The organism is Nocardia sp. NPDC004582, assembly GCF_053602115.1.
Genome location: NZ_JBSGCY010000014.1, coordinates 1 through 21,893 on the forward strand (window position 1 = coordinate 1; position 21,893 = coordinate 21,893).

Consider the following 21,893-nt stretch of genomic DNA (forward strand, 5'->3'; position numbering starts at 1 on the left):
GTCCGCACCTTCTTGGTGGCGTAGTCGCAGAAGGCGCGCGGCCAGATGTCGACAATCGTGTAGAACTCGCCGTCATGCGCCGGCACACCCATGGCCAGCCCGGGGGCGCGTCACTGAACGGCGGGGCGAGGGGAAGGTTCAAGCAGGACAACACGGTACAGCCGGGAAAGGCGTCCGCGCCGACGCCGAAGACCGCGAGCGCGATATCGGTGTCGAAGTAGGCGCGGTAGTCCACCCGCAGCGGCGTCTCCACGTACGGCCCCGGATCCGGCATCGGATGGTCGCGGAACCCGGACAGCAGGCGGCGGAAGAACTCGTGCGACGGCTCGTCGCCGTATTGCAGCAGGCCGCCGGGGCCTTGCCCGCTGTGCACGCCGAACACGCCGGTCCACACCACCATCAGGTCCAGGCCGGGCACGACGAAGACGTTCTGCAGGCCGAGGCCGGACATGGAATAGGTGTCGGCGGGCAGGAATTCGGGATTCTCCGCGCAGCCCGGACCGAGCCAGAACAGGTAGCCGTAGCAGCGGTTGGTGTTCGACGGCGTGACGGCCCGATCCAGGTAGGCCTCCGAGACGACGGCGCGGCCGTTCCAGTGTCCGTGCGCGGCGGCCAGCATGCCCAGCCGCGCCAGATCGGCGGGCGGGATGAACAGGTGCGCGTACCCGTAGGTGTGGCCGGAACGGTCTCGCGCCCAGTAGTAGTCGCCGCGCTCGATGCCCAAGGGGCCGAACAGTTCCCGTTGCGCGAAGTCCTGGAGCGGTTCGCCGGTGGCCAGTTCGATCACGTACGACAGCAGGTCGACATTGCGCTGGCTGTACTGGAAGGCGCTGCCCGGCGGGGTGTCGAAGGGCACGCCCAGCGCCTGGACCGCGCTGAACGGGTCGATGGGCACGACGCCGGTGATGCCCTCGGTGGCCGCGCCGACCCGCAGGCCCGAGGACTCCTGCAGCAGATTCTCCACGGTGATGGCGCGGTGTCCGGCATCGCCGACGCCCGGCGGGAGATAGGTGTCCAGGGTCGCGTCGATATCGAGTTGTCCACGGTCCCAGGCGATTCCGGCGAGCAGGGAGACGACGCTCTTGGTGACGCTCCAGACGTTCCACGGCACGGTGTCGGTCTCGGCGTTCGTGGGGCCGGCGCCGATCAGGCAGTTGTGCCGAAAGACCTGGACGTTCAAGCGGTTTCGGGTGGCCGCGAAGGCCAGGGCATCGGCCAGCGCGCCGGAGTCGACCCCGGTGTCCTCGGGTACGGCGCGCGCGAAGTCGCGCCCCGTGGGTTGCGCGCACCGCGCCGGATCGGTGGCGGCCGCGGCCGCTCCGCCCACGAGCACGCTGCCCGCCATCACCACCGTCGCCAACACGCCGGCCATCCCCCTGCGCATGCGCCGCATGAGGTTCAGGCTAACCCGGAAAGTTGAAGCCGACGCCCAACAAGCGCCTCTCGGCGAGTGGTCGCTCGTAGCGACAAAGGGTGCGGCCCGGGGCTGTTCCGACGCCGGCAGTGTGGGTCAACCGAGCGCCCGCCGGATCTATTCCAGCCCAGGCGGTGTGATCCGGGTGACGTCTTCGCCGTGGTGACCGGTGTCACCGGGAGCGTTTAGCATTCGGCGAGGAACAACCTGCACTTCTTTCTGGGGGAGCTTTGACCGACGATCCGGTGATCGCCAATCTGCTGACCGTGCTCGACGCCAATCCCGAGCTGCTGCCGGTGCGGATCAGTGTGATCGAACTGCTGGCCGCGCGCGGACGCTACGCGGAGGCGCTGTCGCAGTGCGCCACGGCGCTGGCCCAGGATCCGGTCAACGCGCAGGTGACGGCGCTGCTGCAACGCTGCACCGCGGCGCTGGCGGGGACCGAGGCCGGTGGCGCGACCGCGGTCACACCGGCTTCCGCGATGTCGTCCGCGGTGGAGCCCGCGGCGGCCGATTCCGGCTACGACTGGGCGGCCGCCGAGGAGCAGGTGGGTGACATCATTCAGCCCGCCTTCGTGAACGAGCGGTCCGAGCCGTACGCCGAGGGTGATGTCGGCCTGTTCGAGCGGCCGCAGCTGACCCTCGCCGACGTCGGTGGCATGGAGCATGTCAAGCAGCAGCTGGAGTTGTCGTTGCTGGGCCCGGTCCGAAATCCGGAACTGGCCAAGGCCTTCGGCACCAGCGCCCGCGGCGGCCTGCTGCTCTACGGCCCGCCCGGCTGCGGCAAGACGTTCGTGGCCTCGGCGGTGGCGGGGGAGCTGGGCGCGAACTTCTACGCCATCGAGATCGCCGACATCCTGAACTGGTACACCGGCCGCAGTGAGCACAACCTGAAGCAGGTCTTCCGCACCGCCCGCCGCAAGGCCCCCTGCGTCCTGTTCTTCGACGAGATCGACGCTCTCGGCCACAAGCGCAGCCACCTCTCCGGCTCCAGCTCCCTGCGCTCCACCGTCAATCAGCTGCTCACCGAGATGGATTCGATGACCAGCGACAACGAGGGCGTCTATGTCATCGGCGCCACCAACCACCCCTGGGACGTCGACGTGGCCCTGCGCCGCCCCGGCCGCTTCGACCGCATGGTCCTGGTCGCGCTTCCCGACCCGGAGGCCCGGGTCGCGATCCTGCGCCATCACCTGAAGGACCGCCCCGTCGAGGGCATCGACCTCAACGCCATCGCCGCCCGCACCGAGAACTACTCCGGCGCCGACCTGGCCCAAATCTGCAAATCCGCCACCCAACTCGCCATGGCCGACTCCATCCGCACCGGCGCCGTGCGCCCCGTCCGCATGGACGACATCGCCGTCGCACTGAACCAGACCCGCCCGAGCACGGGCGCCTGGTTCGAATCCGCCCGCAATGTCGTCGAATTCGCGAATAACGACGGCAGCTACGACGAGCTCGCCGCCTACATGCGGTTCCGGCACAACCGATGACGAGGAATGAGCCCCGGGTACGGCGTGCGCGCTGGTAGGCGGTAGATGAGCGAGAAGATCGAGAAGGCTCGGGTACTGGGGGAGCTCGGGCGGTACGAGGCCGCCCGGGAGTTGCTGGCCGAGGTGCTGGCGAGCGAGCCGGACAATGCGGATGCCTTGGCGGAGATGGCCGAGGCGAGCTATCAGCTCGACGAGTACGAGCGGGCCCTGGAGTATGTGGGGCGGGCGCTGCGGCTGACGCCGGACAGCGTGTACGTCTGGGAAGTGCGGGCGCTGACGGAGTTGCAGTGCGCGCGGGCGGCGAGCGGGGCGGTGGCCGCCGAGTGGTACGCCCGGGCGGTGGCGTCCGCGCGGCGGGGCGCGGAGCTGACCTCCGGTGCGGCCAACAGTTTCCGGATTCTGGCTGCGACACAGCGGGATACGGATCCGACCGCGGCGCTGGCGAATATCGACAGGGCGCTCGAACTGGAGCCCGACAACGCGCAGGCGCACCTGTTGCGCGGGGTGACGCTGCGGCTGCACCGACGGGGGCGGAAGGCCAGGGCGCGCGCCGAGGCGTCCTTCCGGGAGGCGCTGCGGCTGTCGCCCGAGCATCCCGAGGCGCTCTACCAGCTCGCGTTGCTCACCCTGCGGCGGGGCGAGAGGGAGAGGGGCGCAAGCGAATTGCGGCGCGTGGCGGCCCTGGATCCCAGCTACGGCGATGCGGTGCGTCCGCTGCTCGAACGGCTGGCTCGGCTGCCGGCCCCGGTCCGGCGGTCGAGTGCGCGTGGCGGGCGCTTCGGCCGGTGGGCCGCGATTTTCGCGGTGCTGATCGTGATTCGCCTGGGGATCGCCGCCCTGGGCGCGGACCACGATTCCGCGCCGGCCACGACCCACTACCCGCCGCCGCTCTACACCGCTCCGCCGACGCTCCCGTCGTACCTGCGGCAATACCCGCTCACCGTGGCCCCGATGCCCAGCCGGCTCGAGTACCCGCCCACCTACCTCCCGCCCCAGAACTTCCCGACCTATCGCCCGCCGGCTCCGCGCTGAGGCCCGGACTGTATACATCTTTGTTTACTCGCGACCCTGCGCTGTTTTCTTGACTAGTTCCAGAAAGCGGAGCAGGCTCGGGTTCATGACCAAGGCGACCACCACCAACTCCGGCGCCCCGGTGCCCAGCGACAACGAATCGCTCACCGCGGGCACCCAGGGCCCGATCCTGCTGCACGATCACTACCTGATCGAGAAGCTCGCGCACTTCAACCGGGAGCGCGTCCCGGAGCGCGTGGTGCACGCCAAGGGCGCGGGCGCGTTCGGCGAACTGGTGGTCACCGGCGACGTCAGCCGCTACACCAAAGCCGCGCTGTTCCAGCCGGGCACCCGCACCGAATCGCTGGTGCGCTTCTCCACCGTCGCCGGTGAGCAGGGCAGCCCCGACACCTGGCGCGATCCGCGCGGTTTCGCGGTGAAGTTCTACACCACCGAGGGCAACTACGACATCGTCGGCAACAACACCCCGGTGTTCTTCATCAAGGACCCGATCAAGTTCCCCGACTTCATCCACTCGCAGAAGCGCCTGCCCGGTTCCGGCCTGCGCGACGCGAACATGCAGTGGGACTTCTGGACCCTGCGTCCGGAGACCGCCCACCAGGTCACCTGGCTGATGGGCGATCGCGGCATCCCGGCCACCCTGCGTCACATGGACGGCTTCGGCTCGCACACCTACCAGTGGATCAACGAAGCGGGCGAACGCTTCTGGGTGAAGTACCACTTCAAGACCGACCAGGGCATCAAGACCCTCACCCAGGCCGAGGCCGACGAGCTGGCCGGCAAGGACGCCGACTACCACCGGCGCGACCTGTACCAGGCCATCGAGCGTGGCGACCACCCGAGCTGGACGCTCAAGGTGCAGATCATGCCGGTCGCCGAGGCGGAGAACTACCGCTTCAACCCCTTCGACCTGACCAAGGTCTGGTCGCAGCAGGACTACCCGCTCATCGAGGTCGGCCGCTGGACCCTGAACCGCAACCCCGCGAACTACTTCGTGGACATCGAGCAGGCCGCCTTCGCGCCCTCCAATGTGGTTCCCGGCATTGCCTTCTCGCCCGACAAGATGCTGCTCGGCCGTGTCTTCGCCTACGCCGACGCGCACCGCTACCGGATCGGCGCCAACCACGCGCAGCTGCCGCCGAACCGGCCCAAGGCCGCCCCGGTGAACTCCTACTCGCAGGACGGCGCCATGCGCTTCGGCCACAACGCGCCGACCGTCCCGGTGTACGCGCCCAACTCCTTCGGCGGCGCGCACGCCGACCCGGCCCGCGCCATCGACGACGGCGCGTGGGCGTTCGACCCCACCATGATCCGCGCCGGGTACGTCACCCACCGCGAAGACAACGACTTCGCGCAGGCCGGCACCCTGGTGCGGGAGGTCATGGACGACGCGCAGCGGGATCGCCTGGTGAGCAATGTGGCCGGCCACATCCTGGGCGGTGTGCGCGAGCCGATCCTGAGCCGCGTCTTCGACTACTGGAAGAGCGTGGACGCCGACCTCGGCAAGCGCATCGAAGTGGCTGTCCGCGAACAGCTCTGACCAACGCTCGGGGGGGCACCCCCGAACCCCCGATCGAGGCCCGCGTCGCCTGTGGTGACGCGGGCCTTTCATGTGTTCCCGGCCAGAATCGCATCGGTGAGCCGTTCCGCCACGGCGGTATCCAGGGGCGCGTGGCCGAGGAGGAAGCGGTACCAGAACACGCCGTAGAACTGATCGACCATGAGATCGAGATCGGCGTCATCGGACAGTTCGCCGTGCTCGCGCCCACGCTCGAGGACGGCCCGGGCGGCCTGACGTCGTTGCGCCGTAAAGGTTTCCAGCAGCTCGGCCAGGTGCGGATCCTGCGCCGCCTCGCGAACCAGGGTGCGCAGCGCGGGCGCGGTCGAATCACTCTGCGCGCCACGGAAGGTCGCGTCGACGATCGCGAGCAGGTCGGCGCGCACCGAACCGCTGTCGGGCGTCGGCACGTGCAGGGCCGACCGTTCGGTGAGCGCGTCCAGCAGCAGCGCGCCCTTGGACGGCCACCAGCGATAGACGGTCTGTTTCCCGACCCCGGCCGCCCGCGCGATGGCGTCGATGGTGACGGGCGCGCCCCCGGATTCGCCGAGCAGCCGCAGCGCCGTGTCGAGGATGGCCTGGTGGGTGGCCTCGTTGCGGCGGCGGCCGGTATGGGGTCGCGCGGGATCGGACCGCGGCTCCACGTCTTTCATCGACTTCCCTCCTGTGGCGCGGCTCACTGATTTGTCGAGACTAAAAGTCTCGGTTCCGCTGTTGTGGAGACTATCAGTTCCAACAAACTGGAGGTTCCGGCAATGACCACCAAGCAGCGCATCGTCATCATGGGCGGCAGTTCCGGCATCGGCGAGGCCACCGCCGCCGTCTTCGCGGCCGAGGGCGCCGAGGTCGTCATCGTCGGTCGCGACCGGGCCAAGCTGGACGCGGCCGTGGCCCGCATCGGCGGCGACATCACCGGATACGCGGTGGACGCCACCGACCAGGCCGAGGTCGACGCCTTCTTCGCCGGCCTGGGAACCGTTGACCACCTGGTCATCTCGGTGAGCGGCTCGGCCGGCGGCGGCCCGTTCGCCGAGCTCGGCCTGGATCAGCTGGCGGCCGGTTTCGACGGCAAGTTCTGGCCGCAGCTCCGCATTCTGAAAGCGGCGCTGCCGCACCTGGATTCGCACGGTTCGGTGACCCTGGTGACCGCCGCCTCGGCCCGATCGGCCTTCCCCGGCACCGCGGGGCTGGCCGCCATCAATGGCGCGCTCAATGCCATGGTCGCGCCGCTGGCGGTCGAACTCGCCCCGCTGCGGGTCAACGCGGTCGCCCCGGGTGTTATCGATACCCCCTGGTGGGACCGGGTTCCCGAGGCGCAGCGCGCCGCCCTGTTCGACGGTCTGGTCGCCACCACTCCGGTGGGCCGGGTCGGCCGTCCGGAGGATGTCGCGGCCGCGATTCACCTGCTGGCGGGCAATGGCTTCACCACCGGTGTCGTCCTGGATGTCAACGGCGGGACCAGTCTGGCGTCCGGTCGCTGAATCCGCCGGCGCGGCAGCCTATGTCCCGGTTGCCCGGGCGAGGCGCACTTCCAGCCCGTCGAGGATGAGCCCGAGTTCGTCGTCGAAGAAATCCTCGCGGGACTGGGCGACATCGATACCGCTCATGGTCCGATGGCGCTTGCTGATGTGCGGATAGCCGCGAGTCGCCTGCTCGGCCACGGTCATGAAGGTGGTGAACCACTCGTGCTGGCTCTGGCCGCTGCGGGCGATGGTGGTGACCATGGCGGTCTCGCCGCTGGTGGTGCCGAGCACGTAGGACCAGATGGCGTTGGCGGCGCGGTCGGCGGAGTAGTCGTCGAAGCCGACCGCCTCGAGCAGGGCGAGCATGGTCTCGGACAGCCGCAGCAGGTTGGGGCCGAGGTAGGCGAGTCCGGCGCCGGTCATGGCGGTGCTGATCCACGGGTGCCGCAGGATGGCGGCGCGGATGTCGCGGCTCAGGGTGAGTAGTTCGGCGCGCCAGTTCTCGGCGACGCCGGGGAGCGCGGGGACGTCGCCGAAGGCCTCGTCGATGGCGAGTTCGAGGATCTCGTCCTTGTTGGTGACGTGGGTGTAGAGCGAGGTGGCGCCGGCGTTGAGGCGGCTGCCGAGGCGGCGCATGCTGAGCGCGTCGTAGCCCTCGGTATCGAGCAGGGCGAGCGCCTCGGTGACGATCTGTTCGCGGCTCAGCGCGGGCTGATCCTTGCGCTGTCGTTCCGGTCGGGTCCACACCGACGAGAACTCCTGTGCCTTGGCCGCCATGGCTCTTCCTCCTTTGTCTGCCGAACAGCGTAACCCCAGCTAGAACGCCGTTCGTCCAGCAGTACACCGTTCCTCGTTGCGAACAGTGTACGGAGACCGTACAGTGTTCGACAACGCCGCACAGTGTGCGGGGATGCTCTCGAAGGGGACCCGACAATGACTGCGAAAAACCTGGCCGAGGCGGTGGCAGCGCCGGTCGCCCAGCGCGATCCACGCCGCTGGCTGATCCTGGTGGTGCTCTGCCTGAGCTCCCTGGTGCTGGTGATCGACAATATGGTGCTCACCGTCGCCCTGCCCCAGATCGCCACCGACCTGCACGCCGGCCCGCAGGCGCTGCAGTGGGTGATCGACTCCTACATCCTGGTCTTCGCGGGCCTGCTGCTCACCACGGGCAGTCTCTCCGACCGCTTCGGCCGCCGACTCGTGATGGTGCTGGGCCTGGTGCTCTTCGGCGCGGCCTCACTGCTGGCCGCCTACGCCACCAGCCCCGAGATGCTGATCGGCGGCCGGGTGATCATGGGCATCGGCGGCGCGCTCATCATGCCGAGCACGCTGTCCATCCTGATCACCGTGTTCGACGAGCAGGAGCGGCCGAAGGCGATCGCGGCCTGGAGCAGTGTCGCCATGATCGGCATGGTCGGCGGCCCGGTGCTGGGCGGCGTCATGCTCGAGCACGTGTGGTGGGGCGCGGTCTTCCTGCTGAACGTGCCGATCGCGGCGGTGGCCATCGTGGCGGCCATGACCCTGATGCCGGAGTCCAAGGGCCCGGCCCGTCCGACCGATCTGCCGGGCATGGCGCTGTCGATCGTCGGCACCGTATCGCTGGTGTGGGGCATCATCGAGTTCCCCACCAAGGGCCTTGCCGGAACCTGGGTTTCGCTGCTGATCGCCGCGGTCTTCCTGGTGGCCTTCCTGATTCGCGAGCTGCAGGCCGAGCATCCGATGGTGCCGCTGCAGCTCTTCCGCAACCGCGTCTTCACCGGATCCAGCTTCTCGCTGGTGCTGGTCACCTTCGCCAATGCCGGTCTGCTCCTGCTGCTGACCCAGTACCTGCAGTTCGTGCTCGGTTACACGCCGATGAAGACCGCGCTGGCCTTCACCCCGCTGGCCTTCGCCGCCCTGGTGGCGCAGGGTGTGGGCGCGGGTCTGGTGCGCAAGCTGGGCGTCCGCCCGCTGACCCTGCTCGGCATGCTGGTGCTGGCCGCCGGTTCGGGCGCGCTGGCCGCGCTCGACACCGATTCCGGCTTCTGGGCCGCGGCCCTGGCCATGGCGCTGGTCGGCGCGGGCGCCGGTCTGGCCATGCCCGCCGCGATCGGCGCGCTGATGGGCGCCATCCCGCCGGAGCAGGCCGGTGTCGGTTCGGCGCTGAACGACACCATCCAGCAGACCGGTGGCGCGCTGGGGGTGGCCGTGCTGGGTGCGATCCTGGCCGGAACCTACACCGACGGAATGCCTTCCGACGCTCCGGCCGCGGCCCGCGACAGCATCGCCGGCGCCTTCGCCACCGGTGACGCCACCCTGCTGAACGCGGCCCGTGACGCCTTCACCCACGCCATGTCGACCACCTTCCTGGCGGGCGGCGCGGCGGTCCTGACCGCCACGGTGATCGCCTTCTTCCTGATGAAGGGCGCGAAGGCGGCGGCGCCGGAAGGAATTCCGGCCGAGGCGGAACTGGTCGAGGCCCGCTAGCCGACACCCGATAACGAGTACGCCCCCGGCAGACCGCCGGGGGCGTAATCGTTCCTCGCCTGGTGCTCAGGCCTGCGGCGTTGCCGCTCAGGCCTGTTCGTTCTTGGCCTGCATGCCGAACGAGACCAGCGCCACCAGCACTCCGATGGCACCGAGCACGATGCCGAAGCCGGGCTGCATGTCGTCAGCCCAGGCCAAGATGATGAAGTGCATGTTGGCCCGCTCCAAGAACAGCGAACCGAAGCCGAGAATCGCCATCCAGATACCCAGACGCAGCATTAGGGACCCCCCGATCGAAATGAAATGTGCAGCGACAGCGTAACGGTGGACGGCGACACTGTCAGCCCAGTAATTCCTCGATGCGGGCGGTGCAGAAGCCGGTGATGTTCATTTCCGGTGGCAGCCGCACGCGATGGGTCATACGCAGCAGGGGAATCGACAGCAGGGCGGCGGAGAAGATCTCCTGGTATTCGAGATCGCGAACCTGGTATCCAGTGCGTTTCTCGTAGTGGGCGATGGTCTCCTCACGAGTCGGTGTACCCGGCAACCGGGGATGGCCCTCGTATTCGCTGCACGCCCAGTCCAGGAACAACAGCCAGGCCAGATCCGATTCGGGCGCGCCGAGATGGGCGATCTCCCAGTCGAGGACTCCGCAGACCTGGAAGTCGTTGTCGTAGAGGATGTTCGACATGCGAGCGTCGCCCCAGCACAGGCAGGGCTGATCCGGTTCGTACAGGTTGTCGCGGAGGTAGGAGACCGCCCGCCGGAAGGTCTCGGGCGGTTCCCCCGCGCAGGCCCAGCGCAGTGCCGCCTCGAGATAGTTCACCCCCTGTTCGACGACCCCGCTCCCGTGCCGGGGAAAAGCGAGGAAGTCCAATCCCAGTGCCCGCCAATCCAGTTGGTTGACGGTGGCGATGGTGTCCACGCACCCCCACCACATGCGGGCCCGCTGTTCGGGTGTGGCCTCGAAGTAGTTCCCGGCGGCGTGATACGACGGATAGTCGCTGGGGGCCTGCCCGGCCAGCCGGTGCATGACGAAATACGGGCTGCCGAGCGGATTGTCGCCGCGCTCGAGCCAGGCCACCTCGGGGACCGGTAGCCCGGTGCCCGCCAGCCGGCGCATGACCAGCACCTGCCGCAGCAGGTCGTAGTCGGGGAACAGCGACAAATCCGGTGGGCGGCGCAGTACCAGGGGAGTGCTGCCGGATTCGTCCTCGACGGTGAAAAGGTAGGTCTCGGTGGCGAATCCGCGCTCGGTGCGCGCCAGATCGCGGACGCGGGCCGCGCCGGAGACCGGGAGCCGTGCGCGCACCTGCGGTTCCAGCGCCGTGCCCAGGTGCTCGGCGGGAATTCGGGTGGTGGTCACGGTCAGTACCCCTCGTAGCCGTACCGCGCGTTGCGGCCCAGGAAGACCATTTCGACCAGCCCGTAGCCGACCTTGCCCTCGGTCTCGACCCGGCAGAAGGTCTCGCTGAGCATGCTGACCTGCTTCAGGTCGGCGGTGTCGGTGAGGTCGGCGGTGAAGCCGTCGCTCCAGTCCGGGCCCTTCCACAGCCCGGAGGCGTAGCCGCGGTAGTAGTCGTATCCGGCCAGGCCGGGCCAGAAGCCGGAGACCGGCGTGATGGTGAATTCGCGTTCACGCCCGTCGGCGGAGTGCACGGTGAAGCCGCCGCCGCTGACGATGCGGAAGTCGTCGCGGAAGGTGAGCGCGTGGTCGGTGGTGGCGATGGGAATGGGCTGGCTGCCCGAGTCCAGCGGCGGCAGCACGGTGCCCTCGAAGTGCCAGCGCTGCCCGTCGGCGGTCTCGCGCTGCGCGAAGTGCACCAGTTCGTCGTCGAACTGGAAGATGCCCATGTAATAGAGGACGCCGTCGGGGATGTCGCCGGGCTGCAGGCCCTCGCCCTCGCCGAGGCTGCCGCCGCCTCCGCCGTGGCGGGTGCCCCAGGAGTGGTCGCGCCCGAACCACCAGGTGTCCGGGTCGATCTCGAAGCGCCTGCCCTCGACCTCGATCCAGCCCGAGACGCGCCCGTTCTGGTAGTAGCGCCGCGCGTCCTCGCGGACCCGGCCGCGGCTGCGGAAGAAGGCCGGTTCCTGTTCGTAGGCGGGGAATTCGCCGTCGAGTTCGAGCTCGAGCCGGATGCCGTGGTCGTTGTCGCCGAGGGTGGCGCGGACCTTGCGCAGCGGTTCGACGATCTCGTACGTGAACGGTCCGACGGTCCAGTCGGCGATGCCGTCGTAGCGGTCGCCGATCTCGCGGGAGAGCCGGACCACGTGCGCGGTCTTGTTGCCGATGGTGACCATGGCGTACGCGTCGAGCACATTGCGGTTGGGGTAGCGCGCCATGCCGGTCATGACGCTGATCTCGCCGGTGGTGTCGAAGCCGTACAGGACGACGCGTTCGGTCCAGCGCAGATCGCTCTGCTGCACGTGGTCGAAGGTGGTGGGGAGCTGGTGGGCGAGTAGTTCGTCCTGGGGCGTCAACATCGACGGCTGCCTCTCCGCGTGTGGCCTGCGCCACTCTGAATTAGAATACGAGGCGCAGCGTATTCCAAATACGACGAGAATGTAACCTGTTCCAGAAGATTCGCACGGCCGACCAGAGGGAGACCACGTGACCGCAGCGACAGGGACCGCCCGTACCGGCCCCGGCCGTCCCCGGGATCCGCAACTGGACGCGCAGGTGCTGACCGCCACCCAGGAACTCCTGGTGCGGGACGGCTACCAGGCCACCACCATCGCGGCGGTGGCGCGCCGGGCCGGAGTGGTCACCACCTCGATCTACCGGCGCTGGCCCGGAAAGCGGGCACTGGTGGAGGACGCGATCTTCGCATTGGACACCGAGAACCATCCGGTCCCCACCGGCGATCTGCGCGCCGACCTATTGGCGTGGACGCGCCTGTTCCTGAACGCGGCCGCGCATCCCGCCGCCCGCTCGGCCATTCCGGGCCTGCTGTCGGAGTATCACGACGATCGGGAGAGTTACCGCCGCCTGCTCGACGGCGGCGAGCGCCCCACGATTCAGGCGCTGGGTGAGCTGTTGACGGCGGCCGCCGACTCCGGTCAGGCGGCCCGGACGTGCGACACCGAGGCGGTCTTCGAATTCCTGCGGGGTGCGACCTTGATGCGCGCGCTCACCCACGGCACCGAGAACGCCGACCACTTCAGCCGCCGGATCGCCGACGCTCTCTACGCGGTCGCGCGAACTCCCCGATCAGAGTAGGCCCCACCAGTAGATCAGGCAGGCCAGAGCCAGTACGACCACGGTTTCCATCGTCCATCCCAATCTGCTTGGCGCTCTTGCCTTCCATGATGCCGTCTCTCGAGTCGCGAGGGCCACATTCGTCGATAACAAGATCATTCGGCTTTGCCGCACCGGGCGATCGACGCGGAGGGTGGAAAGCACACAACCCGCGTGTCCGTCACCCCTCGTGGACGGACTCGCGGGTTCTGCGCCGGCCTGCCACCCCCTTCGCGGCAGGCCGGATACCCAGCGAGCCGACCATCGATCGGTGTGCTGTGGGCGGCCCGTCACCCCTCGTGGACGGGCCGGCCCCAGCGTTCCCGCCCCAGGAAGGTGGCTCGGTGGGTCCGCCGGTGTGTTCCGGCGTTGGACACAACGATGCCCAGCCGTGCTTGGCACGGCCTTAACAAGATCTTGTAGCAGTGAAAAGTCCTGCTGATGCCCCCTTTTCGAGGGCTATTCGACCACGATGACCACCAGCCGCCGGGGGCCGTGCACGCCCTGTACCCGGATCATCTCGATGTCCACCGTCGCGGACGGCCCGCTGAACCAGGTCAGCGGCCGGTGCGGATCCAGCACGCCGATCACCTCCGGGATCGACGAGGCGATCTGCTCGGCTCCCACCACGCAGACATGGCAGTCGGGTACCAGCGTCGGCGCGCGCCGGCCCTGACCCGGACCGCCGTCGAGCACCACGGTGCCAGAATCGGCGATCGCCGCGGCGCAACCGGTGACCACGGCATCCACCGCGTCGAGTTCGGCTGGGGACAACTGTGGATCATCGGAGATGACGTGATTCCCGGACCCGCTCGCCCAGTCCGCCAGCCACGACGCCGGCAGCCCGGCCGGGGCGACCACACTGCGTGCCCCGTGCTCGCGCAGTGCCGCCGCGATGGCGGCGGGCAGCTCCGCGGCCCGCACCCGATGCGATTGCGCGCCATAGTGCTGCAGCCGTTCGAAGAACAACGCGGTGACCGCGGCCGGGTCCCGCGCGTCAATTCCCGGTGCCTGCCTGAGGTATTCCCGCGGCACGGTGGTGGCGCGCCGCTCGGCGGGCAGATCCGACAGCGACTCCCGGATCCGCGACAGCACGACCTCGCGGGCGCTCATCGCGACCCGCCATGACCGTTGCCCCCGCGTGCCGCGTGACCGTTGCCGTCGGCGCTCCCATGACCGTTGCCCATGACATTCACCTGCCCGTTTTCCTTGCGCCCGCCATTGGTCCGCGCCCACCAGCTCCGGAAGGACTCCTTGGGCACGGCGGGCACATACCGGCTCTGTGTCCAGCCCGAAAGCGGTGGCGGCAGATACTTTTTCGGCGCGAGCACGCCCGCGATGCCCGCCGCCTTCACCGCCGCTGCCCACACGTGCGGGTGGTACATCACGCGCTCGACCGCGTCGAGTGCCGCGCGTTCACCGCGATGCTTCACCTCGGCCGGTCCCTCGGCGATATCGTTGCGCAGTTCGAGGAGGTTGCCCGTGATGTCGATGCGCACCGGACACACCTCGTTGCACGCTCCGCACAAGGAGGACGCGTACGGCAGTGACGCGGTCTGCGGATCGTCCGCGCCTTTGAGCAGCGGGTTGAGGATCGCCCCGATCGGTCCCGGGTACACCGAGCCGTAGGTCTGCCCGCCGGTGCGCTCGTAGACCGGGCAGATGTTCATGCACGCGCCGCATCGGATGCAGCGCAAGGCTTGTCGCCCCAGCGGGTCGGCGAGCGCCCGGGTCCGGCCGTTGTCGACCAGCACCAGGTGGAAGGCGCCGGGCCCGTCGCGGTCGGTGACGCCGGTCCACGTGGACACGTACGGCGACATGCGTTCGCCGGTGGCGCTGCGGGCCAGCAGTTGCAGGAACACCTCGAGGTCGCGCCAGGTCGGCACCACCTTCTCGATGCCGACCACGGAGATGAGGGTCTCGGGCAGGGTCAGGCACATGCGGCCGTTGCCCTCGGATTCCACCATCACCACGGTGCCGGTCTCGGCGACCAGGAAATTGCCGCCGGTGACGCCGACCTTGGCGGCCAGGAACTTCTCACGCAGATGCAGTCGCGCGGCGTCGGCCAGGTCGTTCGGATCGTCGGTGAGTCCGGCCGGGGCGGGCCGCCCGTGCTTGCCCATCTCCGCGGTGAAGATGTCGCGAATCTGCCCGCGGTTCAGGTGCATCGAGGGCACCACGATATGCGAGGGCAGGTCGTCGCCGAGCTGCAGGATGATCTCGGCGAGATCGGTTTCGCGGGCGTCGATCCCGGCGGCGCGCAGCGCGTCGTCGAGCCCGATCTCCTCGGTGAGCATGGATTTGGCCTTGACGATCCGCGTCTCGCCGGTGCGCCGCACCAGTTCGGTGACGATCAGGCAGGCCTCGGCGGCGTCGCGCGCCCAGTGCACCACCCCGCCCGCCGCCTCCACCGCGGACTCCGTCTGCACCAGATAGGAGTCGAGATGATGCAGCACAGTGTCTTTGATGGCGGCGGCGCTGTCGCGCAGCTGCTGCCAGTCGGGGCGTTCGTCGACCAGCGCGTCACGTTTGGCGCGAATGGTGTGGGTGGCCCGGTGCACATTGGCACGCAGTCGCGGATCCTGGGTGGATCGTTCGGCCGCCTTCGGGAACGGCGGCCAGCCCACGAAGCTCTTGCTCATGACGCCACTCCCGCGGCGGCGAGCGGCACCCCGGGCATCGGCCCGTCGGCGGTGGTGCGGGCCAGGATCTCCACCAGGTGCAGGCTGCGCACGTCGGTCCCGTCCTTGGCGAGTCGCCCGCCGATGTTCATCAGGCACGAATTGTCCACGGCCGTCAGCACATTCGCGCCGCTCTCGCGCACATGCCGGGCCTTGTCGCCGTTCATCGCCCCGGACACGGCCCCGTTCTTGACCGCGAAGGTGCCGCCGAAGCCGCAGCATTCCTCGGCGGCGGGCAGTTCCACCAGGTCGATGCCCGCCACCGCGCGCAGCAGCGTCAGCGGCCGGTCGCCGATGTGCTGGACGCGCAGGGAATGGCAGGTCGGGTGATAGGTGACCCGGTGCGGGAAATACGCGCCCACATCCTGGATTCCGAGGTCGTCGGTAATGAATTCGGTGACCTCGCGAATCCTGGGCAGGATGGCCTGGGTGTCGAGGGCGAGCTTCGAATCCTCGGTGGCCTCGGCGACTTTCATGTAGAACTCGCGCGGCGCCTGTCCGCACGAGGCCGACGGCATGATGATGCGGTCGTAGGCGCCCAGCACCTTGACGAAGTGTCGTGCCAGTGCGGCGGTGTCGGCGCGGTACCCGGTATTGCAGTGCATCTGCCCGCAGCAGCTCTGCGCCATCGGGAATTCCACCTCGACACCGAGCCGCCGCAGCAGTTTCACCGTGGCCTGCCCGGTGCCGGGGAAGAGCACATCATTGATACAGGTGACGAAGAGAGCGGTACGCATACGGTCCCTTCCGGAGGTGTCAAACATGTTGGCGGACTGCGACGGCCGGTGCTGTCCGGCGTAGCTCGCGACCGATTCTCAGGGTGAAGAGCAGGACTGCCACGGCCGTGAGGGCCAGCAGTATGTAGCCGACGGTGTAATCGTCGTCGGCGCTGTAGACCGCGCCCATCACCAGCGGCGGGAAGTAGCCGCCGAGTCCGCCGGCCGCGCCGACCAGACCGGTGACGGTGCCGACGCGCGCGGGTTCGACGAGCTTGGCGATCAGCGCGAAGACGCCGCCGGTGCCCAGGCCGAGGAAGAAGGCCATGAGGATCAGGCTGATCCCGGCGGGAATCTCGGGCCGGGGTTCGAAGCCCAGCACGACCGCCATGATCGCCGCGCCCGCGAACGCGATGACCAGCACCTTGATCGGCCCGATCTTGTCCGACAGCGTGCCGCCGAGCGGGCGGGCCAGGACGCCCGCGATGGAGAAGCCCGCGGTGCGCAGACCGGCTTCGGATTGGGTGAACTCGTAGACGTTCTTCAGCACGGTCGGCAGGTAGGTGGAGAACGCGACGAAACCGCCGAACGCGAGCGCGTACAGGATGGAGCCCTGCCAGGTGGCCTGCTGCTTCAGCGCGTCCATGATTCGCGGCAGCGCCGGTTCGGTGGCCGGTTTCCACTGCGGGGCGTCGCGGGCGAACAGCCACATGATCACGCCCAGGACAGCCAGCGCGACGGCCATCAGCACGTGGGTCTGCGCGCGGCCGAGGTGGTCGACCAGGCGCGGGGTGAGCAGGGCCGAGGCCGCGGTGCCGCCCATGCCGAGGCCGAACATGCCGGTCGCGAAGCCGCGGCGGGCCGGTTCGAACCAGGCGTTGACGAAGGACACGCCGACCGCGAACGAGGTGCCCGGGATGCCCAGGAAGAATCCCCAGAAGATCAGTGCCGCAAAGGAATTCGACCAGCCGACCAGGAGCACCGGGATGATCGAGATGAAGCAGACGGCGGTGAACATCAACCGCCCGCCGAGCTTGTCGGTGAGCACGCCGACCGGAATCCGGCCCAGCGAGCCGACCAGCACCGGGGTGGCGACCAGCAGCGATTGCTGCCCGGGGGAGAGGTCCAGCTGCTTGGTATAGCTGCTCGATAGCGGACCAATCAGATTCCATGCCCAGAAGGTCAGGGCGAAGGCGGTTGTAGCGAGTGTCAGATTTCTCGCGTTCATCCCTTTTGTCTAACAGACTCGCAGGTAGAACGGGCTAAATTGGGCCGATTTCGGCGCGCCTCCGGGTGCCGTGCCGCCGCGTCCGCACCATGTCTGCTGTCGGATTGCGCATCTCCAGGAGGAGCAATGAAAGTGTGGCGATCCCGCCGGTGTCGCGCGGCCCTGCCGCCGGCCCTGGCGGGTGCGATCGCGGTGGCCGGAATCGTGGCGCAGGCCGGGTGGCCGCTACCCGCCGCCGCCGAACCCGCGAGCGAGCTTCCCCGCGTCATCGACGTCAGCGCACCCCCCGACGGGCCCTGCGCCGGCCCGCTGCACGGCACCGCCGCGGTCTACTTCCCGCCGGGCGTCGACTCGCACGCGGAGGTGGAGTGGCGGATCCTCGGGGGCGGTCAGCCGATTCGCAGCGGTATCACCGTGGTGGAGAACGACGTGATGACCGTCGGATTCGACCTCGGCCACGACGAGTTGCCCGCCGACGGCCTGCTCCGCGTGGATGCCCGCGCCCGGATCCCCGGCGGTGACGTCACCGGCTACGGCAAGCCGTGGAACTTCCGGGTGAACCGGGATTGCCGCCCGCTGCACGTGGTCTCGGTCGGCGACTCGGTGCTGTGGGGTCAGTCGGTGCTCGGCGGCGTGAGCGCCCCGCGCAAGCACAGCTTCGCCAACGTGGTGGCCGATGCCCTGGGATCCAGGACCGGCCGCGGCGCCACCTTGCACGACTACACCGCCTCCGGCACCGCCCTGGACGCGCCGGGTGAGCACCCGACCGGCAAATGCCCCGGCGGTGACGCCACCCTCGACGTGTTCTGTCAGCTCGCCAAGGCCACCGGCGACGCCACCGCGAACGGCTACCCGGTCGATCTGGTGCTGATCGACGGCTGCCTCAACGATCTGGACCCGATCTTCGGCATTCCGGTCGGCGTCACGCCGGGCACCCAGGATCTGGCGGCCGCCGTGCGTCGCGAATGCGGCGGCGTGGGCGCGGACGCGGTGAACCCCGCCGCCGCCGTGCCCTACTACAGCGGCGCCACCCTCGGCTACGGCGGTCGCGGTATGCGAGAGGCGGTACAGGCCGCCCACCAACTGCCCGGTACGCCGAAAGTGCTGGTGGGCGACTACTTCCACGGCTACGACGGGGACCGGGTGCCGGAGTCGCTGACCCAGCGCTGGTCGGAATTCGTGCGGGTGTCCTCGGAGTTGTTCCGGCAGGCCGTCGCCGACGCGAATGCCGAGGCGGGCGAGGAGTACGCCACGGCCGCCGACGGGCTGTTCACCGAAGGCGTTGCGGGAGGCCAGGATCCGGCGCCGATGGCGCCGGAGGCCGTGGGGACGCCGCGGGACGTCGCCCAGCCCGCCGAACCTGCGCCGACGCTGAACCCGCTCGGCGACGAGGCGGCGTCGCTGCGCCTGCTGGTCTGCCCGCAGGCCGCCGACCTGCCGCAGTGCCGGGCCATTCCGGCGCTGTCTCCCCCGGATCTGGAGGTGTCGCGCAGGTACGCCGACGCCTTCCTGATGAATCCGCGGATCAGCGAATGGTTCGGCGGCGGTGGGCCGTTCGGCATCGGCTTCACCGCGTCGAAGGTGACCGCCCGGTCCGGTAATGCGGTCGATTTCGACGCCGAACGGGCGGGCGGCGCCATCCGCCGATACGACTGGTATTTCGGTGACGGTTCGCATCAGACCACCACCGATCCGGTGGCCTCGCATGTCTACAACGGGCGCGGCCCGAACCTGCCGCGGCTGGTGGTCACCGATATGACCGGCCGGCGCAGCCTGTACGAGCTGGCCGAGCCCATCACCGTGGGCTGATCAGCCGTGCAGCGCGGTCACCAGGTCGGCGATGGCCGCATCGCCGACCTGGTAGCCGGGGAAGTAACAGCAGACGCGAGCGGCGGTGTCCCCGAAGCGGTTTCGGATCTGCTCGGCACAGTCCGCGGGGGCGCCGCTGACGGTGAGGGCGTCCACCATGGTGTCGTCGATCAGTCCGGCCATCTCCCGCCAGCGCCCCTGCTTGGACAGCAGATTGAGCTCGGGCTGCAGATCCCCCCAGCCCTCGACCTCCAGCACCGGGCGGTAGGCGGGCGTGGAACCGTAGAACGCCAGCAGGTTTCGCACCGCCTTGCGCGCCGCGAGCAGCTCTTCCTCGGTATCACCCATGGCCACGATGGCTTCCACGATGATCTCGAATGGCCGGGTGGAGTCGCCGCGGCCCCGGGCCACCGCGGCGAGCGTCCGCTCCCGGTAGTGGCGCTCGGTGGTGAACGGCATGACCAGCAGCCCGTCCGCGACTTCGGCGGCCATGGCCGTCATGCGCGGACCCAGCGCCCCGACCAGAACCGGCGGCGGCCCATAGGGATTCGGGCCCGGGTCGAACTGCGGTGTCATCAGCGTGTGCTGCCAGAACCGCCCGCGGTGGTCGAGCCGCTCCCCGGTCTGCCAGGCCCGCAGGATCGCCCGCACCGCGAGTACGGTGTCGCGCATCCGCTCGACCGGCTCGGACCAGACGCTGCCGTACCGCTTCTCGATGTGCGGCCGGATCTGGCTGCCGAGCCCGAGCCGGAACCGTCCGCCCGAGAGCTCCTGCAGATCCCACGCGGTGTGCGCGAGATGCATCGGGCTGCGCGGGAACGCCATGGCCACATTGGTCATGATGTCGGTTCCGGCGGTGGCGGCCAGGGTGAGCGGTGCGAACACGTCGTGCGCGCCCTCGAAGGTGAACACGCCGTCCACTCCGAGGTCGCGCAATCGCGCGGCGCGCGTGGCGGATTCGGCGAGTGGCGCGTTGAGCCACAGATCGACGGGCAGGGACACCGCTGACTCCTCGGGGAAGAAGACAACAGCCCCGGGCCGAGAGGTAGGAGGCCCGGGGCTGTTGCGGGTCAGCGATGGTCGTGGCCGCTGACCCGCGCACCGGAGCTACCAGGGAAGTGCAGTCTCCGGTGCGGTTTCGGTGGGATTACTGTCCGCCGTTGATGAACTCGGCGGCCTTCTCGCCGATCATGTAGCTCGGCGCGTTGGTGTTGCCGCCGGTGATGCTGGGCATGATCGAGGCGTCGGCCACGCGCAGGCCCTCGACGCCGTGCACCTTCAGGGTCGGGTCGACGACCGCGCGCTCGTCCACACCCATGCGGCAGGTGCCGACCGGGTGGTAGATCGAGTGCACGCGGTTGGGGAGCTCGCGGCGCAGCGCGGTCTCGTCGGCCCACTGCCGGCCCGGGAAGAAGTTCTCGGTCCAGTCGCCCGCGATGCTCTTGTGCGACATGATCTCCTGGATCATCTTGATGCCCTCGACCAGGAACTCGGTGTCCCACGGGTCGGTCAGGTAGCCCGGGTCGATGAGCGGCGAGGCGAACGGGTCCGCCGAGGCCAGCTTCATCTCGCCGCGGCTCTTCGGGTAGATCAGCGACGGCATGATGGTGAAGGCCGGGCGGCGGTCCACCAGGTGCAGCTTGTCGGCGTCCTGGTTGGGCGTCGGGTAGCTCCACGGCAGGGTGTGGATCTGCATGTCCGGGTGGTCGCCCTCGGCGAACTTGGTCTTGACGAAGCCCGCGGCCTCGAAGACGGTGCGGCCCATGAAGGAGCTGCCCGGGTTGCGCATCTCCTTGAGGATGCCGCGCGCGAAGTAGGTCGGGATGCCGCGGTGGATGGCCTTCTTGGACACGAAGGTCATGGGCACGAAGAGGTGGTCGTGCAGGTTCTGGCCGACCGGCAGGTCCGCGACGACCTCGATGCCGTGCTCGCGCAGCTGCGCGGCCGGGCCGATGCCCGAGAGCATGAGCAGCTGCGGGGAGCCGATCACACCACCGGAGACGATGACCTCCTTGGCGGCCTTCACGATCCGGCGGGTGCCGTTCTTCTCGGCGATCTCGACGCCGGTGGCGCGGCCGTTCTCGATGACCACGCGGGTGGCGTGCACGTGCGTCAGCACGGTCATGTGCGAGTTCGGCATGTTGGTGATGAAGCCGCGCGAGGAGCTGTAGCGGATGCCGTCCTTGACGGACTGCTGGAAGATCGACAGACCTTCCTGCGACTCGCCGTTGTAGTCCTTGATGATCGGCGCGCTGAGGGTCTCGGAGGCGGCGGTCATGAACTGCTCGGCGATCGGGGTGATCTCGCGCGGGCGGGTCACCTCGATGGGGCCGCCGGTGGCGCGGTAGTCGTCCGCGCCGTCGACCCAGTTCTCCAGGCGCTTGTAGGCGGGCAGGACCTCGTCGTAGGACCAGCCCTTGTTGCCCTCGGCGGCCCAGGAGTCGAAGTTGGCCTTGTTGCCGCGCACGTAGAGCATGCCGTTGACCGAGGACGAGCCGCCGAGCACCTTGCCGCGGGTCATCGGGATCTTGCGGTCGTTGGCGTGCTTCTGCGGGACCGAGTACTGCTTCCAGGTCACCAGCTTCTTCAGCTGCGGGACCGTGTGGACCATCGAGATCATGCCGGGGCGGGTGACCAGCTGGGTGTTGTCCTTGCGCCCGGCCTCCAACAGGATCACGCTCGCGCCGGCCTGCGCGAGGCGCCCGGCCAGCACCGCGCCGGCGCTACCCGCGCCAACGACGACGTAATCGGCTTCGGACGTGGAGCCCGGGGAAGGGGTCATATCAGTTACCTCA

19 protein-coding genes are annotated in these 21,893 nt (G+C 69.0%); 7 read left to right on the forward strand and 12 right to left on the reverse strand.

Going from position 1 to position 21,893, the window contains the following annotated elements:
* On the reverse strand, window positions 1-1,393 hold a 1,393-nt coding region (locus ACWELJ_RS06535; RefSeq protein WP_452365164.1), incomplete at its 3' end, for a serine hydrolase domain-containing protein.
* 251 nt (window positions 1,394-1,644) lie between these two features.
* On the opposite strand from ACWELJ_RS06535, the gene ACWELJ_RS06540 reads away from it, so the two are divergent.
* The 3 genes from ACWELJ_RS06540 (at window position 1,645) to ACWELJ_RS06550 (ending at window position 5,479) form a co-directional block, all read left to right on the forward strand.
* Complete coding sequence (locus tag ACWELJ_RS06540; protein ID WP_452365165.1) at window positions 1,645-2,907, forward strand: AAA family ATPase; 1,263 nt, start codon at window positions 1,645-1,647, stop codon at window positions 2,905-2,907.
* Window positions 2,908-2,952: 45 nt separating this feature from the next.
* Entirely contained in the window at window positions 2,953-3,939 is a 987-nt protein-coding gene (locus tag ACWELJ_RS06545) for a tetratricopeptide repeat protein (protein ID WP_452365166.1), read from the forward strand.
* Window positions 3,940-4,024: 85 nt separating this feature from the next.
* Window positions 4,025-5,479, forward strand: a complete 1,455-nt coding sequence (locus ACWELJ_RS06550) for a catalase (RefSeq protein ID WP_452365167.1) — start codon at window positions 4,025-4,027, stop codon at window positions 5,477-5,479.
* 68 nt (window positions 5,480-5,547) lie between these two features.
* Here the strand turns inward: ACWELJ_RS06550 and ACWELJ_RS06555 are convergent, their stop codons facing one another.
* Window positions 5,548-6,150, reverse strand: a complete 603-nt coding sequence (locus ACWELJ_RS06555; protein ID WP_452365168.1) for a TetR/AcrR family transcriptional regulator — start codon at window positions 6,148-6,150, stop codon at window positions 5,548-5,550.
* Between the two features lie 102 nt (window positions 6,151-6,252).
* Here ACWELJ_RS06555 and ACWELJ_RS06560 point away from each other — a divergent pair, with 102 nt between their 5' ends.
* On the forward strand, window positions 6,253-6,978 hold the full coding sequence (locus ACWELJ_RS06560; RefSeq protein ID WP_452365169.1) for an SDR family oxidoreductase: 726 nt from the start codon (window positions 6,253-6,255) through the stop codon (window positions 6,976-6,978).
* Window positions 6,979-6,996: 18 nt separating this feature from the next.
* Here the strand turns inward: ACWELJ_RS06560 and ACWELJ_RS06565 are convergent, their stop codons facing one another.
* Complete coding sequence (locus ACWELJ_RS06565; RefSeq protein ID WP_452365170.1) at window positions 6,997-7,737, reverse strand: TetR/AcrR family transcriptional regulator; 741 nt, start codon at window positions 7,735-7,737, stop codon at window positions 6,997-6,999.
* A 156-nt stretch (window positions 7,738-7,893) separates the two neighbouring features.
* Between ACWELJ_RS06565 and ACWELJ_RS06570 the strand changes: the two genes are divergently transcribed.
* Window positions 7,894-9,426 (forward strand): MFS transporter, encoded by a 1,533-nt coding sequence (locus tag ACWELJ_RS06570; protein ID WP_452365171.1) that lies wholly within the window; start codon window positions 7,894-7,896, stop codon window positions 9,424-9,426.
* Between the two features lie 87 nt (window positions 9,427-9,513).
* Here ACWELJ_RS06570 and ACWELJ_RS06575 read toward each other — a convergent pair whose 3' ends face one another.
* The 3 genes from ACWELJ_RS06575 to ACWELJ_RS06585 all read right to left on the reverse strand — a co-directional run bounded on the left by ACWELJ_RS06575 (window position 9,514) and on the right by ACWELJ_RS06585 (window position 11,910).
* Complete coding sequence (locus ACWELJ_RS06575) at window positions 9,514-9,705, reverse strand: hypothetical protein (protein ID WP_452365172.1); 192 nt, start codon at window positions 9,703-9,705, stop codon at window positions 9,514-9,516.
* A 61-nt stretch (window positions 9,706-9,766) separates the two neighbouring features.
* Window positions 9,767-10,792 carry a phosphotransferase family protein gene (locus ACWELJ_RS06580; protein WP_452365173.1) on the reverse strand — a complete coding sequence of 342 codons (1,026 nt, stop codon included), beginning with the start codon at window positions 10,790-10,792 and terminating at the stop codon, window positions 9,767-9,769.
* A gap of 2 nt (window positions 10,793-10,794) precedes the next feature.
* Window positions 10,795-11,910, reverse strand: coding sequence for a hypothetical protein (locus ACWELJ_RS06585; RefSeq protein ID WP_452365174.1), 1,116 nt, complete (start codon window positions 11,908-11,910; stop codon window positions 10,795-10,797).
* A gap of 127 nt (window positions 11,911-12,037) precedes the next feature.
* Between ACWELJ_RS06585 and ACWELJ_RS06590 the strand changes: the two genes are divergently transcribed.
* Complete coding sequence (locus ACWELJ_RS06590; RefSeq protein WP_452365175.1) at window positions 12,038-12,646, forward strand: TetR/AcrR family transcriptional regulator; 609 nt, start codon at window positions 12,038-12,040, stop codon at window positions 12,644-12,646.
* A 477-nt stretch (window positions 12,647-13,123) separates the two neighbouring features.
* Here the strand turns inward: ACWELJ_RS06590 and ACWELJ_RS06595 are convergent, their stop codons facing one another.
* From ACWELJ_RS06595 to ACWELJ_RS06610, 4 genes are read right to left on the reverse strand one after another with little or no spacing between them, the layout of a single operon-like run.
* The gene (locus tag ACWELJ_RS06595) at window positions 13,124-13,777 is read right to left on the reverse strand and encodes a LutC/YkgG family protein (protein WP_452365176.1); all 654 of its coding nucleotides are present in this window, start codon (window positions 13,775-13,777) and stop codon (window positions 13,124-13,126) included.
* On the reverse strand, window positions 13,774-15,306 hold the full coding sequence (locus ACWELJ_RS06600) for a lactate utilization protein B (protein ID WP_452365177.1): 1,533 nt from the start codon (window positions 15,304-15,306) through the stop codon (window positions 13,774-13,776). Before ACWELJ_RS06600 ends, ACWELJ_RS06595 begins: the two co-directional genes overlap by 4 nt.
* Window positions 15,303-16,082 carry a (Fe-S)-binding protein gene (locus tag ACWELJ_RS06605; RefSeq protein ID WP_452365178.1) on the reverse strand — a complete coding sequence of 260 codons (780 nt, stop codon included), beginning with the start codon at window positions 16,080-16,082 and terminating at the stop codon, window positions 15,303-15,305. The genes ACWELJ_RS06600 and ACWELJ_RS06605 overlap by 4 nt, the downstream gene beginning before the upstream one ends.
* Window positions 16,083-16,101: 19 nt before the next feature.
* Window positions 16,102-17,289 (reverse strand): MFS transporter, encoded by a 1,188-nt coding sequence (locus tag ACWELJ_RS06610; RefSeq protein WP_452365179.1) that lies wholly within the window; start codon window positions 17,287-17,289, stop codon window positions 16,102-16,104.
* Window positions 17,290-17,415: 126 nt separating this feature from the next.
* On the opposite strand from ACWELJ_RS06610, the gene ACWELJ_RS06615 reads away from it, so the two are divergent.
* Window positions 17,416-19,098 carry a PKD domain-containing protein gene (locus tag ACWELJ_RS06615; RefSeq protein WP_452365180.1) on the forward strand — a complete coding sequence of 561 codons (1,683 nt, stop codon included), beginning with the start codon at window positions 17,416-17,418 and terminating at the stop codon, window positions 19,096-19,098.
* Here ACWELJ_RS06615 and ACWELJ_RS06620 read toward each other — a convergent pair whose 3' ends face one another.
* Together ACWELJ_RS06620 and ACWELJ_RS06625 are read right to left on the reverse strand one after the other, a co-directional pair.
* Complete coding sequence (locus ACWELJ_RS06620) at window positions 19,099-20,094, reverse strand: TIGR03617 family F420-dependent LLM class oxidoreductase (RefSeq protein ID WP_452365228.1); 996 nt, start codon at window positions 20,092-20,094, stop codon at window positions 19,099-19,101. It lies immediately after the preceding gene.
* Window positions 20,095-20,245: 151 nt separating this feature from the next.
* Window positions 20,246-21,880 (reverse strand): GMC family oxidoreductase, encoded by a 1,635-nt coding sequence (locus ACWELJ_RS06625; RefSeq protein WP_452365181.1) that lies wholly within the window; start codon window positions 21,878-21,880, stop codon window positions 20,246-20,248.
* Window positions 21,881-21,893: the final 13 nt, after the last annotated feature.

What these genes read in the sequence shown, in the direction of transcription:
- ACWELJ_RS06545 (WP_452365166.1), top strand. Translation starts at nt 2,953, where the DNA reads ATGAGCGAGAAGATCGAGAAGGCTCGGGTACTGGGGGAGCTCGGGCGG.
- ACWELJ_RS06550 (WP_452365167.1), top strand. Translation starts at nt 4,025, where the DNA reads ATGACCAAGGCGACCACCACCAACTCCGGCGCCCCGGTGCCCAGCGAC.
- ACWELJ_RS06555 (WP_452365168.1), bottom strand. Translation starts at nt 6,150, where the DNA reads ATGAAAGACGTGGAGCCGCGGTCCGATCCCGCGCGACCCCATACCGGC.
- ACWELJ_RS06560 (WP_452365169.1), top strand. Translation starts at nt 6,253, where the DNA reads ATGACCACCAAGCAGCGCATCGTCATCATGGGCGGCAGTTCCGGCATC.
- ACWELJ_RS06565 (WP_452365170.1), bottom strand. Translation starts at nt 7,737, where the DNA reads ATGGCGGCCAAGGCACAGGAGTTCTCGTCGGTGTGGACCCGACCGGAA.
- ACWELJ_RS06570 (WP_452365171.1), top strand. Translation starts at nt 7,894, where the DNA reads ATGACTGCGAAAAACCTGGCCGAGGCGGTGGCAGCGCCGGTCGCCCAG.
- ACWELJ_RS06575 (WP_452365172.1), bottom strand. Translation starts at nt 9,705, where the DNA reads ATGCTGCGTCTGGGTATCTGGATGGCGATTCTCGGCTTCGGTTCGCTG.
- ACWELJ_RS06585 (WP_452365174.1), bottom strand. Translation starts at nt 11,910, where the DNA reads ATGTTGACGCCCCAGGACGAACTACTCGCCCACCAGCTCCCCACCACC.
- ACWELJ_RS06595 (WP_452365176.1), bottom strand. Translation starts at nt 13,777, where the DNA reads ATGAGCGCCCGCGAGGTCGTGCTGTCGCGGATCCGGGAGTCGCTGTCG.
- ACWELJ_RS06600 (WP_452365177.1), bottom strand. Translation starts at nt 15,306, where the DNA reads ATGAGCAAGAGCTTCGTGGGCTGGCCGCCGTTCCCGAAGGCGGCCGAA.
- ACWELJ_RS06605 (WP_452365178.1), bottom strand. Translation starts at nt 16,082, where the DNA reads ATGCGTACCGCTCTCTTCGTCACCTGTATCAATGATGTGCTCTTCCCC.
- ACWELJ_RS06610 (WP_452365179.1), bottom strand. Translation starts at nt 17,289, where the DNA reads ATGAACGCGAGAAATCTGACACTCGCTACAACCGCCTTCGCCCTGACC.
- ACWELJ_RS06615 (WP_452365180.1), top strand. Translation starts at nt 17,416, where the DNA reads ATGAAAGTGTGGCGATCCCGCCGGTGTCGCGCGGCCCTGCCGCCGGCC.
- ACWELJ_RS06625 (WP_452365181.1), bottom strand. Translation starts at nt 21,880, where the DNA reads ATGACCCCTTCCCCGGGCTCCACGTCCGAAGCCGATTACGTCGTCGTT.